This is a genomic window from Paraburkholderia aromaticivorans (assembly GCF_002278075.1).
GTDB lineage: Bacteria > Pseudomonadota > Gammaproteobacteria > Burkholderiales > Burkholderiaceae > Paraburkholderia > Paraburkholderia aromaticivorans.
Window position 1 is genome coordinate 1,464,138 of record NZ_CP022990.1, and the last position, 15,250, is coordinate 1,479,387.

Consider the following 15,250-nt stretch of genomic DNA (forward strand, 5'->3'; position numbering starts at 1 on the left):
TCCAGGCCGCCCGCCCCTACGATGGCGAATCCTGCGCGATGGGCCGCTCTGCCCGCGCGGGCGAACTGATGCGATTGCGGCCGGCCGCTTTGGCGGCATACAGTTGCCGGTCGGCCGCGGCCAGCAGATCGAGCGCGCTGGCGCCCCCGGCCGGCACGCAGGTCGCGCACCCCACGCTCACCGGACGCTGACCGCTTCGCCGTCGCGGTGGATGACATCCTGCTCCTGCACGTTGCGGCGAATCGTTTCCGCCACGTTGAGCGCGCCCTCGGCCGGCGTCCGCGGCAAGGATCACGGCGAACTCCTCGCCGCCGTACCGCGCCACCACGTCGACCCAGCGGCGCACCGCCGCCGATATGCATTCGGCCACGGTGATCAAGGCCTCGTCGCCGCTCGCATGGCCGTCGACGTCGTTAAATCGCTTGAAGTGATCGACGTCGATGAACAGCACCGACAGCGGCCGCCCACTGCGCCGCGCGCGCCGCCACTCTTCGTCGAGCCGGGTATCGAGCACGCAGCGATTACTCAGACCCGTGAGCGGGTCGGTCGCGGCGAGACGAACCAGCGCCGCCTGGGCGCGCAGCTTGTCACGCAACGCCAGCGACAACAGCCACGAAACCATCACGAATACCGCACCGAAGGTGAGCGTCAGCACGCCGGTAATCCGGCTGCGGCGCCGCCATGGCGCCAGCACGTCGTCCACGGCGGGAGCGACGGTCGCGATCAGCGGCGTGCCCGGCACGCGCGCGTAGGTGAAGATGCGCCGCACGCCGTCCACGGCCGAATTCGCCTCGTACGTGCCCGCGTCATGCGCGGCCATGACCTGGAACGTCGGCGACTTCGCGATGCTCGAACCGATATCGCGCGGGGAAAACGGCTTGCGCGCAACCAGAGTGCCGTCGTCCATGACGATGAACACCGATCCCCGCCGGCCGGTGTCGATCCGGCCCAGCAGTTGCTGAAAATATTCGATGCGAATGGCTAGCAGCGCAACGCCGGCAAAGGCGCCCTACGCGTCGTCGATGCGCCGCGTCAGACCGATGGAGAGTCTGCCGTCGCGCAACCGCGAATGAAACGGATGCGAGAAATACAGGCCCACGGCAGGGCTGCGCTGGTGCACGAGGAAATAGTCGCGGTCCGCGAGCCGGACCGTGGCATTCACCTCGCCGTTCTGCGAGGCGACGATCCGTCCGTCCCCACCTATCACATAGGCGCCGCCCAGATAGGCTGCGGTTGTCGTCCGGTCGAACAGCACCGCGCGCTGCACGTCGGCGGGCAACTTCCGGGAAGCCTCGTTGCGCGCCCCGTCCGCCCTGGCATTCAATGACAGATCGTGGATTTCGACGTTGCGCTCGAGATTCATGTAGATGATCGCGACGAGCTTTCTGGACGTCTCGCGCGCGTGATCGAGCGCATCGGTCCGGCCGCTGCTGAGCGTGAGCAGCGTCAAGCCCGCCATTGATGCGGCCACCAGTGTGCCGGCCAACCCCACGAAGAACGGCTGGTTACCCACGTATCGCGAAACGGCGGCGCCCAACATGCGGAATTTCTTGCGCAAGCGCCGACGCAGCGAAAGCGTTTGATGTGCCACGTGCGCATCGCCTCCTTCGCAAATGATGCGCATGCCTGCCGCTTATGCCTTATGCGGATGCGCAGCCAATGTTCTTATCCGGACGCCGACTGCGCCCCATCGTTCGCGCATGCGCTCAACCTTGCGCGCCGCGTCACAGTTTGCGCAGCAATTGAGCCGCTGCACGCATCCGCCGTTTGCGCTCCTTCTTGAGCCACTGAAGCGCCGCATCGGTATCGCCGGCGCCGGTCAGCAAGGCCAGATTGTCATGCAACAACAACTCGCTCGCCACGACGTCGTTCAGCGCACCGAATCGTTTCTGGATCTGCTTCAGGCGTTTGACGGTGCGTTTGCGGCCGCCGCTCAGCACGGGCCCGAAAAACTCCAGCAGGTAGCGCAGCTTCTTGCCGGCTTTCCTGACATCGTGGAAGGCGGCGTAGTTCGAGGGCTTCGCACGACGCGCGCGTTTCATCCGCTTTTTCAAGGAACGCTCCGAAACCGCCACCCGTTGAGCCGCGAATTTGCGCAGCGGGATGCGCTCACGCGCGGTATTCAGTTCTTTGGACGCGCCGGACAACGCTTCGCGCAGCAGATGTTTGACGTCGGCATTCGAGAGCGTTTCGCGGCTCGTCGCCAGCGCGCCGCCGCGAGCGTCCTGGAGTTTGGGCGCCATCTCGTCGACGACACGGCGCGCGCCGTGGCCGTCGCCCGCGAGCAATTCGATCAGAATGTCCCAGTCGCGTGTTTTGCCGGCCGCCGTAGCCAGATATTTGTACAGCGCGCGTTGCTGCGTGCTCAGACCCTGTTCGAGCAACGGATCGAAGGCCCACCACAGGGAGCGCAAACGCCGCAGCGCGACGCGCAGTTTGTGCAGCGCTTCCGGCGATGTGTCTTCGCGCACAGCATTGGCGTGTTCGATCGCCTCATCGACGAGAGGCGCGGCGTACGAGGTGAAGGCTGCCTGCGCAGAAGGCGCGCCGGCGGAAGGATCGTTGTCCGCCGGTCGTTTATCGGCTTTGCGGCTCTCGGGCTTCATCGAAAATCCTTGGCTACATCGTGGTGACAGGCTAGCAAAAAAAGGACCCAGCGGGTACTCGCTCCACGAACGCGTTGGGATTCATGGCCGGCACGCCGCGCAGCGACTATCTTTAACACAGGCTTTAACCCACGCGACGATGTCGCGCGGCTGCCAGGCCGCGCGCCTCACATCGACGCAATCGGCAACGAGGCGACTTGTCAGGAGGTTTTATGCGAATACTCATTGTGGGTGCAACGGGTCTGCTCGGTGGCGAAGTGGTCAAGCTGCTCGCCGCCGAGCACGAGATCGTCACCGCGAGCCGCAAGGGTTCCGATCTGCACGTGGACCTGTCGAACAAACCCAGCATCGAGTCGATGTACCAGCAGGCCGGCACGCTGGACGCGGTGATCTGCACCGCCGGCGCAGCGAAGTTCGCCCCGCTCGCCTCGCTCTCCGACGAAGATTTTTCGTTCAGTCTTGCCAACAAATTGATGGGCCAGGTCAACCTGGTGCGCTGCGGCGCGGCTCACGTGTCGCAAGGCGCATGCTTCACGCTGACGAGCGGCGTACTCGCGCAGCAGCCAATGGAAGGCAGCGCGGCCGTCAGCATCGTGAACGCCGGCGTGGAAGCGTTCGCGCGCTCGGCGGCACTCGAATTGCGCGGCAAAGCGCGCGTGAACGTGGTCAGCCCGGGCTGGGTCGCCGAAACGCTCGAATCGATGGGTCGCGATCCCGCGCAAGGCGTGCCGGCGGCCTTGGTCGCGCAAGCCTACAAGCGCAGCCTGGGCGGCAGCGCAAGCGGCGAAGTGATTTCGGCTTCGTAGCCGCGCACGTTTTAAAGCCCTATTCGGACATCCGGGCATCCGAATCGGACAATCCTTCAAACCGTGTCCCGAAACGGTGCGCCGTCAGTGGCGGCGCACCTTTGGCGTCACGTCGCCGTCATCATTACGACACACGGCCCCCGCAGGATCGGAAGTTCCGCGACAAACTTTGGGGCTCCCGTCATGCCGGAACTTTCGTATCCACAATCAGGCACTGCTAGCGGAAAAGGTCGCAATATCGGCCTCGTCATCTTTCTCGCCGTGATTCTGATCGGCGCCGTGTACTGCGCTGTGCACTTGCTGGATGATTTACAGCCCATTCGCGAAAGCTCGGCTCTGCCTTATCTCCTGCTCGGTGTCGCACTGCTGATTGCGCTCGGTTTCGAATTCGTCAACGGCTTTCACGATACGGCGAACGCGGTCGCGACTGTCATCTACACGCATTCGCTCGCGCCGAACCTCGCCGTGGTGTGGTCCGGCGGCTGGAATTTTCTCGGCGTGCTCACGTCGAGCGGCGCCGTCGCCTTCGGCATCCTGCAGTTGCTGCCCGTCGAACTGATCTTGCAGGTGGGCAGCAGCGCCGGATTCGCGATGGTCTTCGCGTTGCTGATCGCCGCGATCATCTGGAATCTCGGCACCTGGTATTTCGGACTGCCGTCGTCGAGCTCACACACGCTGATCGGCTCGATCATCGGCGTGGGCCTGATGAATCAGCTGATGCACGGCACCAACGGCACGAGCGGCGTGGACTGGAATCAGGCGCTCGGCGTCGGCAAGTCGTTGCTGTTCTCGCCGCTCGTGGGCTTTCTCGCCGCGGGCTTGCTGCTGCTGATCCTGAAAGCGGTGGTGCGCATCCCCGCGCTGTATGCCGAACCGAAGGGCAAGGAGCCGCCGCCTTTCTGGATTCGCAGCCTGCTGATCCTGACCTGCACGGGCGTCTCGTTCGCGCACGGCTCGAATGACGGCCAGAAAGGCATGGGACTCATCATGCTGATCCTGATCGGCACGGTGCCCACGGCCTACGCGCTGAACAAGGCGGTGACGCCGGCGGAAACGCAAACCTTCCTCGCCGTCGCGCATCAAACCTCGGCGACGCTCGCCCGATACACCCAGGGCGCCGCGCCCTCCGCCAATCCGCGCGCCGACGTCGAGACCTATGTCCGCACTCGCCAGCTGACGCCGGCCACGTTGCCGGCTTTGCAGCAACTCACCGATATCATTGCCGGCCAGGTGAGCGCGTCGGGATCGATGGCCGCCGTGCCGCAAGGGCTCGTGGATAACGTGCGCAACAACATGTACGTGGCTTCCGAAGCGATCCGCCTGATGGAGAAAGCCCAGCAACCGGCTTTCTCGCCCGACGACGCCAAAGCGATCGCCAACTTCAAGGCGCAAACCGATCATGCGACCAAGTTCATTCCGACGTGGGTCAAGGTCGCGGTGGCGATTGCGCTCGGTCTCGGCACCATGGTGGGATGGAAGCGCATTGTCGTGACGGTCGGCGAAAAGATCGGCAAGCAGCATTTGACGTACGGACAGGGTGCATCCGCTGAACTGGTGGCGATGCTGACGATCGGCGCGGCCGACATGTACGGTCTGCCGGTCTCCACGACGCACGTGCTGTCCTCCGGCGTGGCGGGCACGATGGCGGCCAACGGCTCCGGCCTGCAATGGGCGACCGTGCGCAGCCTGGTCCTTGCGTGGGTGCTGACCTTGCCGGCTTCCATCGCGCTCGCGGCCGGCTTGTACTGGGTGTTTCGCGCGCTGTTCTAAGTCCGCGCGGCGGCCGGTTCCTGAACCGGTCGCCGCGTAAAAAAAAGCGCGGCTCGTGGCCGCGCTTTTTTTCTACGGAACCGTGAGCCGGCCGGTCAATACACTTCCGGCACGATCATCGACGACGGCACCGGCTGGCGGCTGTATTCGTCGTGGTAAACGCGCGCGGGCAATTCGACCCGCGAGTGCTCGATCTCGTGATACGGCACCTGGCTTAACAAGTGATGAATGCAGTTCAGGCGCGCGCGCTTCTTGTCGACCGCCTGCACGACCCACCACGGCGCTTCGGGAATATGCGAGCGTTGCAGCATCACTTCCTTCGCCTGCGTGTAGGCTTCCCAGCGGCGGCGGCTTTCGAGGTCCATGGGACTCAGCTTCCACTGCTTCAGCGGATCGCGAATGCGGTTCTGAAAGCGGATTTCCTGTTCTTCGTCGGTAATCGAAAACCAGTACTTGAGAATCTGCACGCCGCTTCGCGCCAACATCTTTTCGAATTCCGGCACCGAACGGAAGAACTCTTCGTACTCTTCGTCGCTGCAAAAATTCATCACGCGTTCGACGCCCGCGCGGTTGTACCAGCTGCGATCGAATAGCACCATTTCACCGCCGGCCGGCAAATGCGAGACGTATCGCTGGAAATACCATTGCGTGCGTTCGCGGTTGTTCGGCGCGGGCAGCGCCGCCACCCGGCAGACGCGCGGATTGAGCCGTTGGGTGATGCGTTTGATCGCGCCGCCCTTGCCGGCGGCATCGCGTCCCTCGAAAATGACCACGAGGCGGTGGCCGGTCTGCACGATCCAGTCCTGCAGCTTGACAAGTTCGCCCTGCAGCCGGAACAGCTCGCGGAAGTACATCTTGCGCGCCTCGCGATGCTCCGGCGTGAAGCCCTCGGCGCCGTCGATGATGCGGTCATCGACCTCCATCTCGAGTTCTTCGTCGTACGCGTCGATCAGGTCCTCTTCGAAACGGCGCTGCCGCTCTGCCATCAATTCGGCTTCGGGTCTCGGATCCTGCTCTTTCATTGCGGCTCTCCTGGCAACGGAAACGGTTAGGCGCGGCGGGAAGCGCGGCGCGGGCGCGCTCGATTATCGAAGCAGCAGGTGTCAGCCGTGTTACCGGTTCGGTTCGCGCCTTTCGACGCCCATGATAGCGAGTTTATGCGGCCACCCGGCGGCCGCGGGGCGCTAGCGCAGCGGTTTTGCGAAGCTGATCTCGTGGCCGTCCGGATCCGTAATGTGGAAATAGCGCTCGCCCCACGGCGCATCGGCGGGCTCGAGCGACGGCTTCAGTCCCGCCGCCAGCGCTTTGCGGTAGAGCGCGTCGACATCGGATACGTAAATGATCACGCGGCCCCACCAGGCGACCGGGGCGCGCGTATCCACGATCAGGTTCAGATACGAGCCGCCGAAGGCGAACGATGTAAACGCCTGCTGCGGTCCGCCGAACTTCATGGGAAAGCCGAGCGCCTCATAAAACAGCACGGCGCGCGGCATGTCGCAGGTGGCGAGCGTGATGGCGCTGATGGATTCGATGCGCGGTTCGGCAGGCCCGTTCGAAGCGGCTGACGTGGCGGGTGAGTTCATGGCGGCTGCCTCCTTGACATGACGGGCTTCCGGCGTGTCCAGCACGGTGCATGCCACGCCGTTGAATGCGGCGCTCATGCCGGCATGGCCGGACCGGGTCAGCCGGACTGCTTGCTGGCTTACTCAGAAAGTGTCTCACAAGCCGCGCCGCCGCAACCCGCCCATGCGGCACTTGAAAACCTTCGCGGCGCCCCGCATCTGCATTTCCGTTCATCCGGAGCATCGCCATGGGAAGCCGCCCACGCTTCATCGATGACCTGTCGCGCGCCGCATCCGACGCCCCCGGGCCCGAAACACTCAATCCTTTATCCGACGACGCCCTGCTCGACGCCTATTCCCGCACCGTGATCGGCGCGCTGGAACGCGTTCAGCAGGCCGTCGCCTTCATTTCCGTCGAACGCCGGCTGCCGGGGGCGCCGTCCGCCCGCGGACGCGAGATGCGCGGCGGCACCGGTTCGGGCTTTCTCTTCACGCCCGACGGTTACCTGCTGACCAATAGCCACGTCGTGCACGGCGCCACCCAGATTGAAGTGACGCTCGCCGACGGCGCGAAATTCGCCGCCGATCTGGTCGGCGACGATCCCGGCAGCGATCTGGCCGTCCTGCGGATCGGCTCTCCCGAGCCGTTGCCGCATGTCGAACTCGGCGAGTCGTCGAAGCTGCGCGTCGGGCAGATCGCGATTGCGGTCGGCAATCCGCTCGGTCTCGCACAAACCGTGACGACAGGCGTGGTCTCGGCGCTCGGCCGCTCACTGCGTTCGAACTCCGGCCGCATGATCTATGACGTGATCCAGACCGACGCAGCGCTCAATCCGGGCAATTCGGGCGGCCCGCTGATCAATTCGGCGGGCCAGGTGATCGGCGTGAATACCGCGATCATTCCCGGCGCGCAGGCAATCTGCTTTGCCACGGCGATCGATACCGCCAAGTGGGTCATCATGCAGATCTTCGCGCACGGTCGCGTACGGCGGGCCTATATCGGCGTGGCCGGCACCACCACACCGCTGTCGCGCCGTGTGCAGCGCTATTTCGGCTTGAGTTCGGAAAGCGGCGTGCGCGTCATGGAGATCGTCAAAGGCAGCCCGGCCGCGCTCGGCGCCTTGCGCACCGACGATACGATCATCGCGATCGATACGCAGCCCGTGCAGGACGTGGATAGCCTGCAGCGCACGCTCGACGCATCGCGTATCGACAAACCGGTCAACGTGACGGTATTGCGCGGCGCACAGCGGCTCGAATTGACGCTCACGCCGGTCGAGCAGGCTGGCTGATGTAACGGCCGTGGGCCGGCTGCCGGAGCACAAAAAAGCCTCGCGACTGGCTGATCGCGAGGCTTTCTTTTAGCAGCGGCGCGTCTTTGAAGATGCGCCACCCGATTTGCTGTGACCGGCGCTTACTGGATCACGCGCGTCACACCACGGCCGCGCGGATCGGCGGCGGCTTCCGGCGTATCGCCGTTCACCTTGATCGCCTGGATATCGCCGCTGAAATCCTGTCCTTCCAGCTTATAGCCCTTCGCCTCGATCTGTTTGGCGAGTTCGCCCTCGATCGGCTTGTACGGCTCCCAGAAGATCGTGTTGGGCGGCAACAATTGATGATGGAAGCGCATCGCGGCAACAGCCTCCTGCAGCGGCATGTTGTAGTCGTACACGTTGTTGATCACCTGGAAGATCGAAGTGAAGATGCGCGAGCCGCCCGGCGTGCCGATCACGAGCGAGACCTTGCCGTCCTTCGTCAGAATGGTCGGGCTCATCGAGGAGAGCGGCCGCTTCTTAGGTTCGATCGAGTTCGCGTCGCTGCCCACCACGCCGAACATGTTCGCGACGCCCGGCTTCGCGGAAAAGTCGTCCATCTCGTCGTTCAGCACGATGCCGGTGCGGTCCGCCACCACGCCCGAACCGAAATAGCCGTTGATGGTGTACGTATTCGACACGGCGTTGCCCCACTTGTCGATCACCGAGAAGTGCGTGGTTTCCGCTTTCTCCGGCATCGACGTGCCGAGCCCGGCCTGGACGCTCTTCGTGTCCGACGGTGTAGTCGGATTCACTTCGGCGGCGCGCTTCGCGATATACGCGTCGTCGGTCAGTTGAGCAACCGGCACCTTGTAGAAGTCAGGATCGCCGAGGTACTGCGCGCGGTCGGCGAACGCGCGCTTTTCGATCTCCGCGATCAGATGCACGTATTGCGCGGAATTCAGCGTGACGTCCTTGAAGTCGGGCGCAATGTCAGCCTTCATCTTCAGCAACTGCACGAGACCGATGCCACCGGAGCTCGGAGGCGGCGCCGTGTAGACGCGATAGCCGTTCCACTCGGCCTGGATCGGCGTACGCCATACCGCTTTGTACTGTTGCAGATCGGCCTTGGTAATCAGACCGTGGCCGCGCATGGACGCCGCGATCAGATCCGCCGTCTTGCCCTGATAGAAATCTTTGGCGCCTTGATCGGAAATGCGCTGCAACACGGCGGCGAGATCCGGCTGCTTGAAATTGACGCCCTGCTTCAGATTGCCGAAGTAGGTATCGAAGTTGGTCTTGCCGGCGAAGTCTTTCGCGGCGGCGTCGCGGCGTTCCTGCAGTTGCTGGCTGACCTCGAAACCGTCGCGCGCGTAGTGGATGGCCGGTGCGAGCACCTGCTTCCACGTGAGCTTGCCGAAGCGGCGCTGCGCCTGCCACATGCCGTCGACGGTGCCCGGCACGCCCACGGCGCGGTAGCCGAACAGGCTCATGCCTTTGATGACCTCGCCCTTGTCGTCGAGATACATGTTCTTGGTCGCGGCGAGCGGCGCACGCTCGCGATAGTCGAGAAAGTACGGTTTACCGTCGACGTAGAGCGTCATGAAGCCGCCCCCGCCGATGTTGCCCGCTTCCGGATAGGTCACGGCAAGCGTGAAGGCAATCGCCACGGCTGCGTCGACGGCGTTGCCGCCCTCCTTGAAAATCTGCTCGGCAGCGTCGGCGCTGAACTTGTCGGCCACGGCGATCGCCGAAGCGGTGAGTACAGCGGGCTGAGCTTTCGCGGGCGGCTTCGCGAGCGCGGGCGTGGCCTCGAGAAAACCGGTTGAAGCGGAGACGAGTGCGACCAGCGCGAACCCGCTGACCGACGACTTTACGTTGCGGAACAACCTCATTGCCAATCCCCCAGGACGACTATCGTCTGATAATAACGCTGCGTTGGGCTTATAGCATGTGAACCGCCCGCTTGCGAAGCCGCTACTTATCGTAGGGTCGATGCTGCGGCACAAAAAACAGCCGGTTCGGTGGCAAGGAAATTCATGCTCGAAACGCCCAGGACAGGCGTATCCAGCAAAACATATGCCGCGCGCGAACGCGCAACATGCGCTCGGCTCACGCAAGCTCACGCCGCTTATGCGCGCCCGCGGCTGCCGCGCGCAATCTCATCGCCGGCGCCGTGTGGCAGGCGCGCGGTGATGGGGATCGACATGAACGAGAACAGACCGACCACGAGAAACGCCGGCCAGAAATCGGAGAATACGATGGTGGAGTGACCCTGCAGATTATGCGAAATTTGCAGCACGATACCCGCGATCGTCACACCGAGGCCCAATGAAATCTGCTGGATCACGCTTGCAACACTCGTCGCACGGCCTACGTCGCGACTCGGAATGTCCGCATACGCAAGCGTATTCAGCGACGTGAATTGCAGCGACGGAAAGAAGCCGCCGAACAGCACGACACACCAGATCAGCCAGTGCGGCGTGCCGGGGAAGAACAGACCGTACACGGCAATGGCAAGACCCGCGCAGCCCGCATTGAACATCAGCACGGTGCGAAAACCAAAACGCTCGAGAATGCGCGAGGCGGCCGCCTTCATGAAGATCGAGCCGAACGCGGACGCGCACGTGATCGACCCCGACTTGAACGCAGTCATGCCGAGGCCTTCCTGCAAGGCGAGCGGCAACAGAAACGGCACGGCTCCCAGACCGATGCGAAACAGCGAGCCGCCCACCACGCTCGCGTGAAAACTCGGAATGCGCAACAGCCGCAGATCGAGCACGGGCAATTCAACACGGCTCGCATACAGCACATAGGTCAGCAGCAGCACCACGCCGACCACGCACATGCCGACCGACACCGTGTTCGACACCAACTCGCCGCCCACCAGCGAAAGCCCCAGCATGAACAGTGAAGCGCCACTCGCGGACAAAGCGAAGCCGGTCCAGTCGAGCCGGCCCGGATGCGCCTCGCGCACGTTGGCGATATGTTTGTTCGCCAGCCAGATACCCAGCAGACCGATTGGAATGTTGATGAAGAAGATCAGACGCCAATGCAGATAGGTGGTGATGAAACCGCCCAGTGGCGGCCCGACCACGGGTCCGAGCAAAGCCGGCACGGTCAGATAGTTGACCGCGCGAATGAAGTCGGATTTCGGCACCGAACGGAAAATGATGATGCGGCCCACCGGTACCATCATCGCGCCGCCAAGACCTTGCACGAAGCGCGCAACCACGAAGGTGCCGAGCGACGTGGAGGCCGCGCACATCAGCGAGCCGGCCATGAAAATGCCAATGGCGGTGCGAAACACCGTGCGCGACCCGAAGCGGTCGGCCACCCAGCCGCAGATAGGAATGAAGACGCCGAGACCGATGACATACGCCGTCACGGCCAGCTTGAGCGTGATGGGATCCTGACCGAGATCGCGCGCCAGAACCGGCAGCGACGTCACGATGACCGTGCCGTCCACGTTTTCCATGAACATCGCACACGCGACGATCAGCGGAACAATGAAAGTGCCTAAAGCAAGAGGCATTGGCAGGACGACGGCTTGCGAGGCCGTCGGCGTAAAGCGACGATTATGGCATCGCATCGGCAACAGATGTTGTTGCACGAGGCCTTTTTGTATCCACCCGTACGCGATGGTTGAGCGCGCAACGAGACCGCGCGCGATGCGAACAGGGCGAGCGATACGCGGAAAAAAATTGGGCCGGCATCGAGCCGGCCCAACCTGTGACACGCCAGTGTCAGCGACAATGCGCTGCAAGCCCTAGCGCGATGCGCTAACCAGCGGCTGCAACTGCGGCAGGATCTCGCTGCTAGCCCGAGCCACGTCGTTCGGGAAGTCGATTTCGATCCAGGGCGCGCCGGTCACGTCGGCGGTATCGAACACCTGGCTTCTCTCCAGCAGCAGATCGCGCACCGCTTCTTCGTGCGGCATGTTGGCGCGGCCGCTATCCACATAGCCGGCCACGATCTCTGCGAAGCGTTGCGCGGTTTCCTGACGGAAGCGGAAGAACCCGACCGATTCGCCAATCGTGTCGTACTCGAGATTGACGGCGAGCTGCTTGCGCAGTTCGACCGGCACGTCGTCTTTCAGACACAGCTTGACCGGCTCGTCGCCGGCTTCGAAATCACGGTCGATCAACAGACGGTTGACCGTCTCGCCCGCCACCAGCGCGTTCAGAATGCGCTCGTCGTACAGCACGTCGGCGTCCATCAACAGCACGTCGCCGCCGCGCGTGAGCGCCTCGGCCACCGTATGCACCGTCAGCACGCTGCCCAGGTCGTAACGCGTGTTCAGCACGGTTTCCACCTTATACGGCCAATTGATGCGCTCCAGTTCCGCCTGCACCGACTCCGGCTGAAAGCCGAGCGCCAATACGACGTCGGTCACGCCCGCGTTTTCGAGCATCTGCAGATGCCGTTCGAGCAGGCTCACGCCGTCCAATTGCAGCAGACACTTCGGGAACTGAGCTTGCGGCGGTTGCTGGAGACGCAGGCCGAGGCCCGCTGCGAGGATGATGGCACGCATGCGCGGTCCTTTTAAAAAAATGCGGAGATTAATCGACAACCGGCACGCGCCCCAAGGCACGGCGCCGTTGCCAGCTTCGTTCGCTGAAGTGCAAGACCAGCAAGCCCGGCAAGCCCAGCAGGATTTCGCGCGCGCGCTTGGCGAGCGACAACGCCAACGCCGCGTCAGGCGGCAACCCGACCAATGGCGCGAGCAGCAGATAGCCGCCTTCCTGCACGCCGAGCGAGCCGGGAATCATAAACGCGGCGCCGCGAATGGCTTGCCCCAGACTTTCGAGCAACAGAGCGTCGACCCAGTCGACCGGATGACCCAGAAAGCGCAGCGCGAGCCACACCTCCACCGTGCCGACGACCCAGCCCACGAAACTCATCGCGAAGCTCGCCGCCACGCGGCCGCGTTCGCGGTACATGGCCTGCACGGCGGCGTCGACGGCTTCAGCGCGCGTCATCAACGAGGACCAGTCGCGCTTGCCGAACAGCTTCGAAACCACGCCGAGCAGCCGGCCGAACAGACCGCGCCGCTGCGCATAGTAGAACCCGGCGATCATCGCGCCCAGCACACCGGTTGCGATCAGCGTGGCGGTTTGCAGGTCGTGCAGCGCGCCGTGCGCGGCGTAAGCGCCGAACAGCAGCAGGCCGCCCAGCGCAAAGACGATTTGCGCGAGCGCCTGCGCGGTCGTGCTGACCGTGATTGCCGCGGCCGCGTCACGCATGCGCATGCCACGCTGGGACAATTGCCGCACCATGACGACCGGGCCGCCGATCTGGCCGGCCGGCAACAGGCTATTCACCGATTCGCCGATCCAGCGCGCGAACAGCGCGTCGCGCAACGACAGGCCGTGATGCACGCCGTCCTGACGGCGCTGGAACAGCACCGAGATCGCGCCGGCGTCGAGAACGAGCGGCACGAGGTGGAACGCCGCGACGAGCGCGAGCCCCCAGCCTGCCGTGAGCAGCGTCGAGGCGACCGAGCCGAAACCCTGCCATGCGAGCAGGCCGACAAATAACGCCGTCCCGATCGACAGCAGAAGCAGGGCCGCGCGGCTCATGCGGAGTCCTTTCCGCGCTGGGTCATCTGACGGAACACCTGGCGAAAGCCGAAGTACGCAATCGCGTCCTTCATGTTCGAGATGAAACGACGCCACGGCCGCATGTTGGGGTCCGTCACGTACTCGAAAGTGAGCGACACGCGCATTTCGTTTGCGCCGGCGGGCGTGATGCGATGGCGCAGCTTGTCGCCGTCGAAAAACACGAGGCCGCCCGGCGGGATCTGCACCGAACCCGGCTGGTCCGCGACATCGGGATTGCGGGTGTGCAGCTCGTAGTCGAGCCGGCACGACGATTCGTCGATCACGCCGAGCAGCAGCGTGTAGCGGCGGCCGTCGTAGTACGAAGTGTCGTAGTGCCAGCCGATGTGGTCGCCCGGCCGCGTGTAGTAGTACAGCGCGTAGGCATGCGGATCGTCGGCGGGCGAGACTTGCAGCTTGTCGCCGCTCAGTTGCTCGAGCCAGCCGATCAGTTCCTTCGAGCGGTAAAGCTCGGCGATGAATGGCGCGCGCCGGTCGATCGTATGACGGCTGACGCTGCCGCCCTGCTTATGACCCGGCAGATAGTTGCGGTTCACTTCGTCGAGCAGCGCACGGGCGCTGTGGACGAGTTGCGCCGTGACTTCGGGCGCGAGAAAGTCTTCCAGATAAAGAAACGCGTCCTGTTCGGCAAAGTCCTTGCGCAGGCGCGGGTTGTCGAACTCGCGCGTACGGCTCGCCACCGCGCGGTCGGCATTCGGTGCGGGCGATGCGGCCGGCGAGCCCGCTACCGGAACCGGGGCGATCACGTCGTCTTCGGCGTGCGTACTCATTCACTGGCCCACATTTGGCTGATTTCGGAAGGCGGTGGGCTCGGGCGCCGGACGGGCGGCACGGCGCGCCACGCGCCAGTAGTCGATCACCACCCACGCGGCGAAGAGCGGCGCGCCGATCGACGCGACCACGACGAAGGGCATGACGACGCTCGTCAGCGTGACGATCGGCAGCAGATACAACACATCTTCAGTTTCGAACCCGCCGACGGACGCCTGCTTCGTGCCCGCCTTGCCGGCCATCTCTTCGATGCGCATGCGCAGGAAAAAGATCAGCGCGACCGCCACGCCGGCCACGGCGCCGAGCACGCCCGGCGCGACGATGAGAGCGCCGCCGCGCGCCGTGCTCACGCCGACGCCCATGCCGACGAACAACATGACGGTCACGAGCGCGTCGCAGGCAAGGTCGTAAAAATGACCGATGCGGCTCGACTTTCCGCCGATGCGCGCGAGCTCGCCGTCCGTGTGATCGACGAAGTTCGACAGCACGATCAGAAGAGCGCCTGCATTGGCCCACGTGAACTCGCCATGAGCGAGGCACAGCGCGCCTGCCAGCCCGATCAGCAGGCGCAGCGTGGTCAGATGGTTAGGCGTGACCCACGTGTTCACGAGCGGAGTGACGAGCCGGCGAGCGAGCCGCGCGTCCCATGTTCTGGGCGGCGGAACGTTAATTGGAGTTGGGGGTCGCGAATTCATAACCCGGAAATATATACGGGATCGAAAAAGATTGCTTTCTTCCTGTATGTTTCCAGACGCTTCGCCGGTTGCCGATAAGTGGCGGCGGCGAAGCAAGATTTGCCGAATCGCGATAAAGTGTAAGGCAGTTGCGCCTGCCACGCGGGAACATTTCGATGCGCACGGT

At 63.9% G+C, this 15,250-nt stretch carries 14 protein-coding genes; 3 read left to right on the top strand and 11 right to left on the bottom strand.

Going from position 1 to position 15,250, the window contains the following annotated elements:
- Positions 1 to 16: 16 nt before the first annotated feature.
- The 3 genes from CJU94_RS26240 to CJU94_RS26250 all read right to left on the bottom strand — a co-directional run bounded on the left by CJU94_RS26240 (position 17) and on the right by CJU94_RS26250 (position 2,606).
- A complete protein-coding gene (locus CJU94_RS26240; protein ID WP_095421551.1) occupies positions 17 to 919 on the bottom strand; it encodes a diguanylate cyclase in 903 nt (300 codons plus the stop codon).
- A 90-nt stretch (positions 920 to 1,009) separates the two neighbouring features.
- Positions 1,010 to 1,591 carry a PDC sensor domain-containing protein gene (locus tag CJU94_RS26245; RefSeq protein WP_157763811.1) on the bottom strand — a complete coding sequence of 194 codons (582 nt, stop codon included), beginning with the start codon at positions 1,589 to 1,591 and terminating at the stop codon, positions 1,010 to 1,012.
- A gap of 133 nt (positions 1,592 to 1,724) precedes the next feature.
- Positions 1,725 to 2,606: a CHAD domain-containing protein gene (locus CJU94_RS26250; protein ID WP_095421553.1), complete on the bottom strand. Its 882-nt coding sequence runs from the start codon at positions 2,604 to 2,606 to the stop codon at positions 1,725 to 1,727.
- Positions 2,607 to 2,818: 212 nt separating this feature from the next.
- Here CJU94_RS26250 and CJU94_RS26255 point away from each other — a divergent pair, with 212 nt between their 5' ends.
- Positions 2,819 to 3,412 (top strand): short chain dehydrogenase, encoded by a 594-nt coding sequence (locus CJU94_RS26255; protein WP_095421554.1) that lies wholly within the window; start codon positions 2,819 to 2,821, stop codon positions 3,410 to 3,412.
- A gap of 183 nt (positions 3,413 to 3,595) precedes the next feature.
- Positions 3,596 to 5,182: an inorganic phosphate transporter gene (locus CJU94_RS26260; RefSeq protein ID WP_095421555.1), complete on the top strand. Its 1,587-nt coding sequence runs from the start codon at positions 3,596 to 3,598 to the stop codon at positions 5,180 to 5,182.
- Positions 5,183 to 5,277: 95 nt separating this feature from the next.
- Here the strand turns inward: CJU94_RS26260 and ppk2 are convergent, their stop codons facing one another.
- Both ppk2 and CJU94_RS26270 read right to left on the bottom strand, forming a co-directional pair.
- The gene (ppk2, locus tag CJU94_RS26265; protein WP_095421556.1) at positions 5,278 to 6,204 is read right to left on the bottom strand and encodes a polyphosphate kinase 2; all 927 of its coding nucleotides are present in this window, start codon (positions 6,202 to 6,204) and stop codon (positions 5,278 to 5,280) included.
- Positions 6,205 to 6,366: 162 nt separating this feature from the next.
- Positions 6,367 to 6,765, bottom strand: a complete 399-nt coding sequence (locus CJU94_RS26270) for a VOC family protein (protein ID WP_095422802.1) — start codon at positions 6,763 to 6,765, stop codon at positions 6,367 to 6,369.
- A 227-nt stretch (positions 6,766 to 6,992) separates the two neighbouring features.
- On the opposite strand from CJU94_RS26270, the gene CJU94_RS26275 reads away from it, so the two are divergent.
- Positions 6,993 to 8,036, top strand: coding sequence for a S1C family serine protease (locus CJU94_RS26275; protein WP_095421557.1), 1,044 nt, complete (start codon positions 6,993 to 6,995; stop codon positions 8,034 to 8,036).
- A 122-nt stretch (positions 8,037 to 8,158) separates the two neighbouring features.
- Here CJU94_RS26275 and ggt read toward each other — a convergent pair whose 3' ends face one another.
- From ggt to CJU94_RS26305, 6 genes are all read right to left on the bottom strand, one after another.
- Positions 8,159 to 9,892 carry a gamma-glutamyltransferase gene (gene ggt / locus CJU94_RS26280; RefSeq protein WP_095421558.1) on the bottom strand — a complete coding sequence of 578 codons (1,734 nt, stop codon included), beginning with the start codon at positions 9,890 to 9,892 and terminating at the stop codon, positions 8,159 to 8,161.
- Between the two features lie 236 nt (positions 9,893 to 10,128).
- Positions 10,129 to 11,532 (bottom strand): MFS transporter, encoded by a 1,404-nt coding sequence (locus tag CJU94_RS26285; protein WP_095421559.1) that lies wholly within the window; start codon positions 11,530 to 11,532, stop codon positions 10,129 to 10,131.
- A 234-nt stretch (positions 11,533 to 11,766) separates the two neighbouring features.
- Complete coding sequence (locus tag CJU94_RS26290; RefSeq protein WP_095421560.1) at positions 11,767 to 12,531, bottom strand: phosphocholine cytidylyltransferase family protein; 765 nt, start codon at positions 12,529 to 12,531, stop codon at positions 11,767 to 11,769.
- Positions 12,532 to 12,559: 28 nt separating this feature from the next.
- The gene (locus CJU94_RS26295; RefSeq protein ID WP_095421561.1) at positions 12,560 to 13,579 is read right to left on the bottom strand and encodes a lysylphosphatidylglycerol synthase domain-containing protein; all 1,020 of its coding nucleotides are present in this window, start codon (positions 13,577 to 13,579) and stop codon (positions 12,560 to 12,562) included.
- Complete coding sequence (locus CJU94_RS26300) at positions 13,576 to 14,388, bottom strand: HalD/BesD family halogenase (protein ID WP_095421562.1); 813 nt, start codon at positions 14,386 to 14,388, stop codon at positions 13,576 to 13,578. Before CJU94_RS26300 ends, CJU94_RS26295 begins: the two co-directional genes overlap by 4 nt.
- Positions 14,389 to 15,084 carry a CDP-alcohol phosphatidyltransferase family protein gene (locus tag CJU94_RS26305; protein WP_095421563.1) on the bottom strand — a complete coding sequence of 232 codons (696 nt, stop codon included), beginning with the start codon at positions 15,082 to 15,084 and terminating at the stop codon, positions 14,389 to 14,391.
- Between the last annotated feature and the right edge of the window lie 166 nt (positions 15,085 to 15,250).

What these genes read in the sequence shown, in the direction of transcription:
- CJU94_RS26250 (WP_095421553.1), bottom strand. Translation starts at nt 2,606, where the DNA reads ATGAAGCCCGAGAGCCGCAAAGCCGATAAACGACCGGCGGACAACGAT.
- CJU94_RS26255 (WP_095421554.1), top strand. Translation starts at nt 2,819, where the DNA reads ATGCGAATACTCATTGTGGGTGCAACGGGTCTGCTCGGTGGCGAAGTG.
- CJU94_RS26260 (WP_095421555.1), top strand. Translation starts at nt 3,596, where the DNA reads ATGCCGGAACTTTCGTATCCACAATCAGGCACTGCTAGCGGAAAAGGT.
- ppk2 (WP_095421556.1), bottom strand. Translation starts at nt 6,204, where the DNA reads ATGAAAGAGCAGGATCCGAGACCCGAAGCCGAATTGATGGCAGAGCGG.
- CJU94_RS26270 (WP_095422802.1), bottom strand. Translation starts at nt 6,765, where the DNA reads ATGAACTCACCCGCCACGTCAGCCGCTTCGAACGGGCCTGCCGAACCG.
- CJU94_RS26275 (WP_095421557.1), top strand. Translation starts at nt 6,993, where the DNA reads ATGGGAAGCCGCCCACGCTTCATCGATGACCTGTCGCGCGCCGCATCC.
- ggt (WP_095421558.1), bottom strand. Translation starts at nt 9,892, where the DNA reads ATGAGGTTGTTCCGCAACGTAAAGTCGTCGGTCAGCGGGTTCGCGCTG.
- CJU94_RS26285 (WP_095421559.1), bottom strand. Translation starts at nt 11,532, where the DNA reads ATGCCTCTTGCTTTAGGCACTTTCATTGTTCCGCTGATCGTCGCGTGT.
- CJU94_RS26290 (WP_095421560.1), bottom strand. Translation starts at nt 12,531, where the DNA reads ATGCGTGCCATCATCCTCGCAGCGGGCCTCGGCCTGCGTCTCCAGCAA.
- CJU94_RS26295 (WP_095421561.1), bottom strand. Translation starts at nt 13,579, where the DNA reads ATGAGCCGCGCGGCCCTGCTTCTGCTGTCGATCGGGACGGCGTTATTT.
- CJU94_RS26300 (WP_095421562.1), bottom strand. Translation starts at nt 14,388, where the DNA reads ATGAGTACGCACGCCGAAGACGACGTGATCGCCCCGGTTCCGGTAGCG.
- CJU94_RS26305 (WP_095421563.1), bottom strand. Translation starts at nt 15,084, where the DNA reads ATGAATTCGCGACCCCCAACTCCAATTAACGTTCCGCCGCCCAGAACA.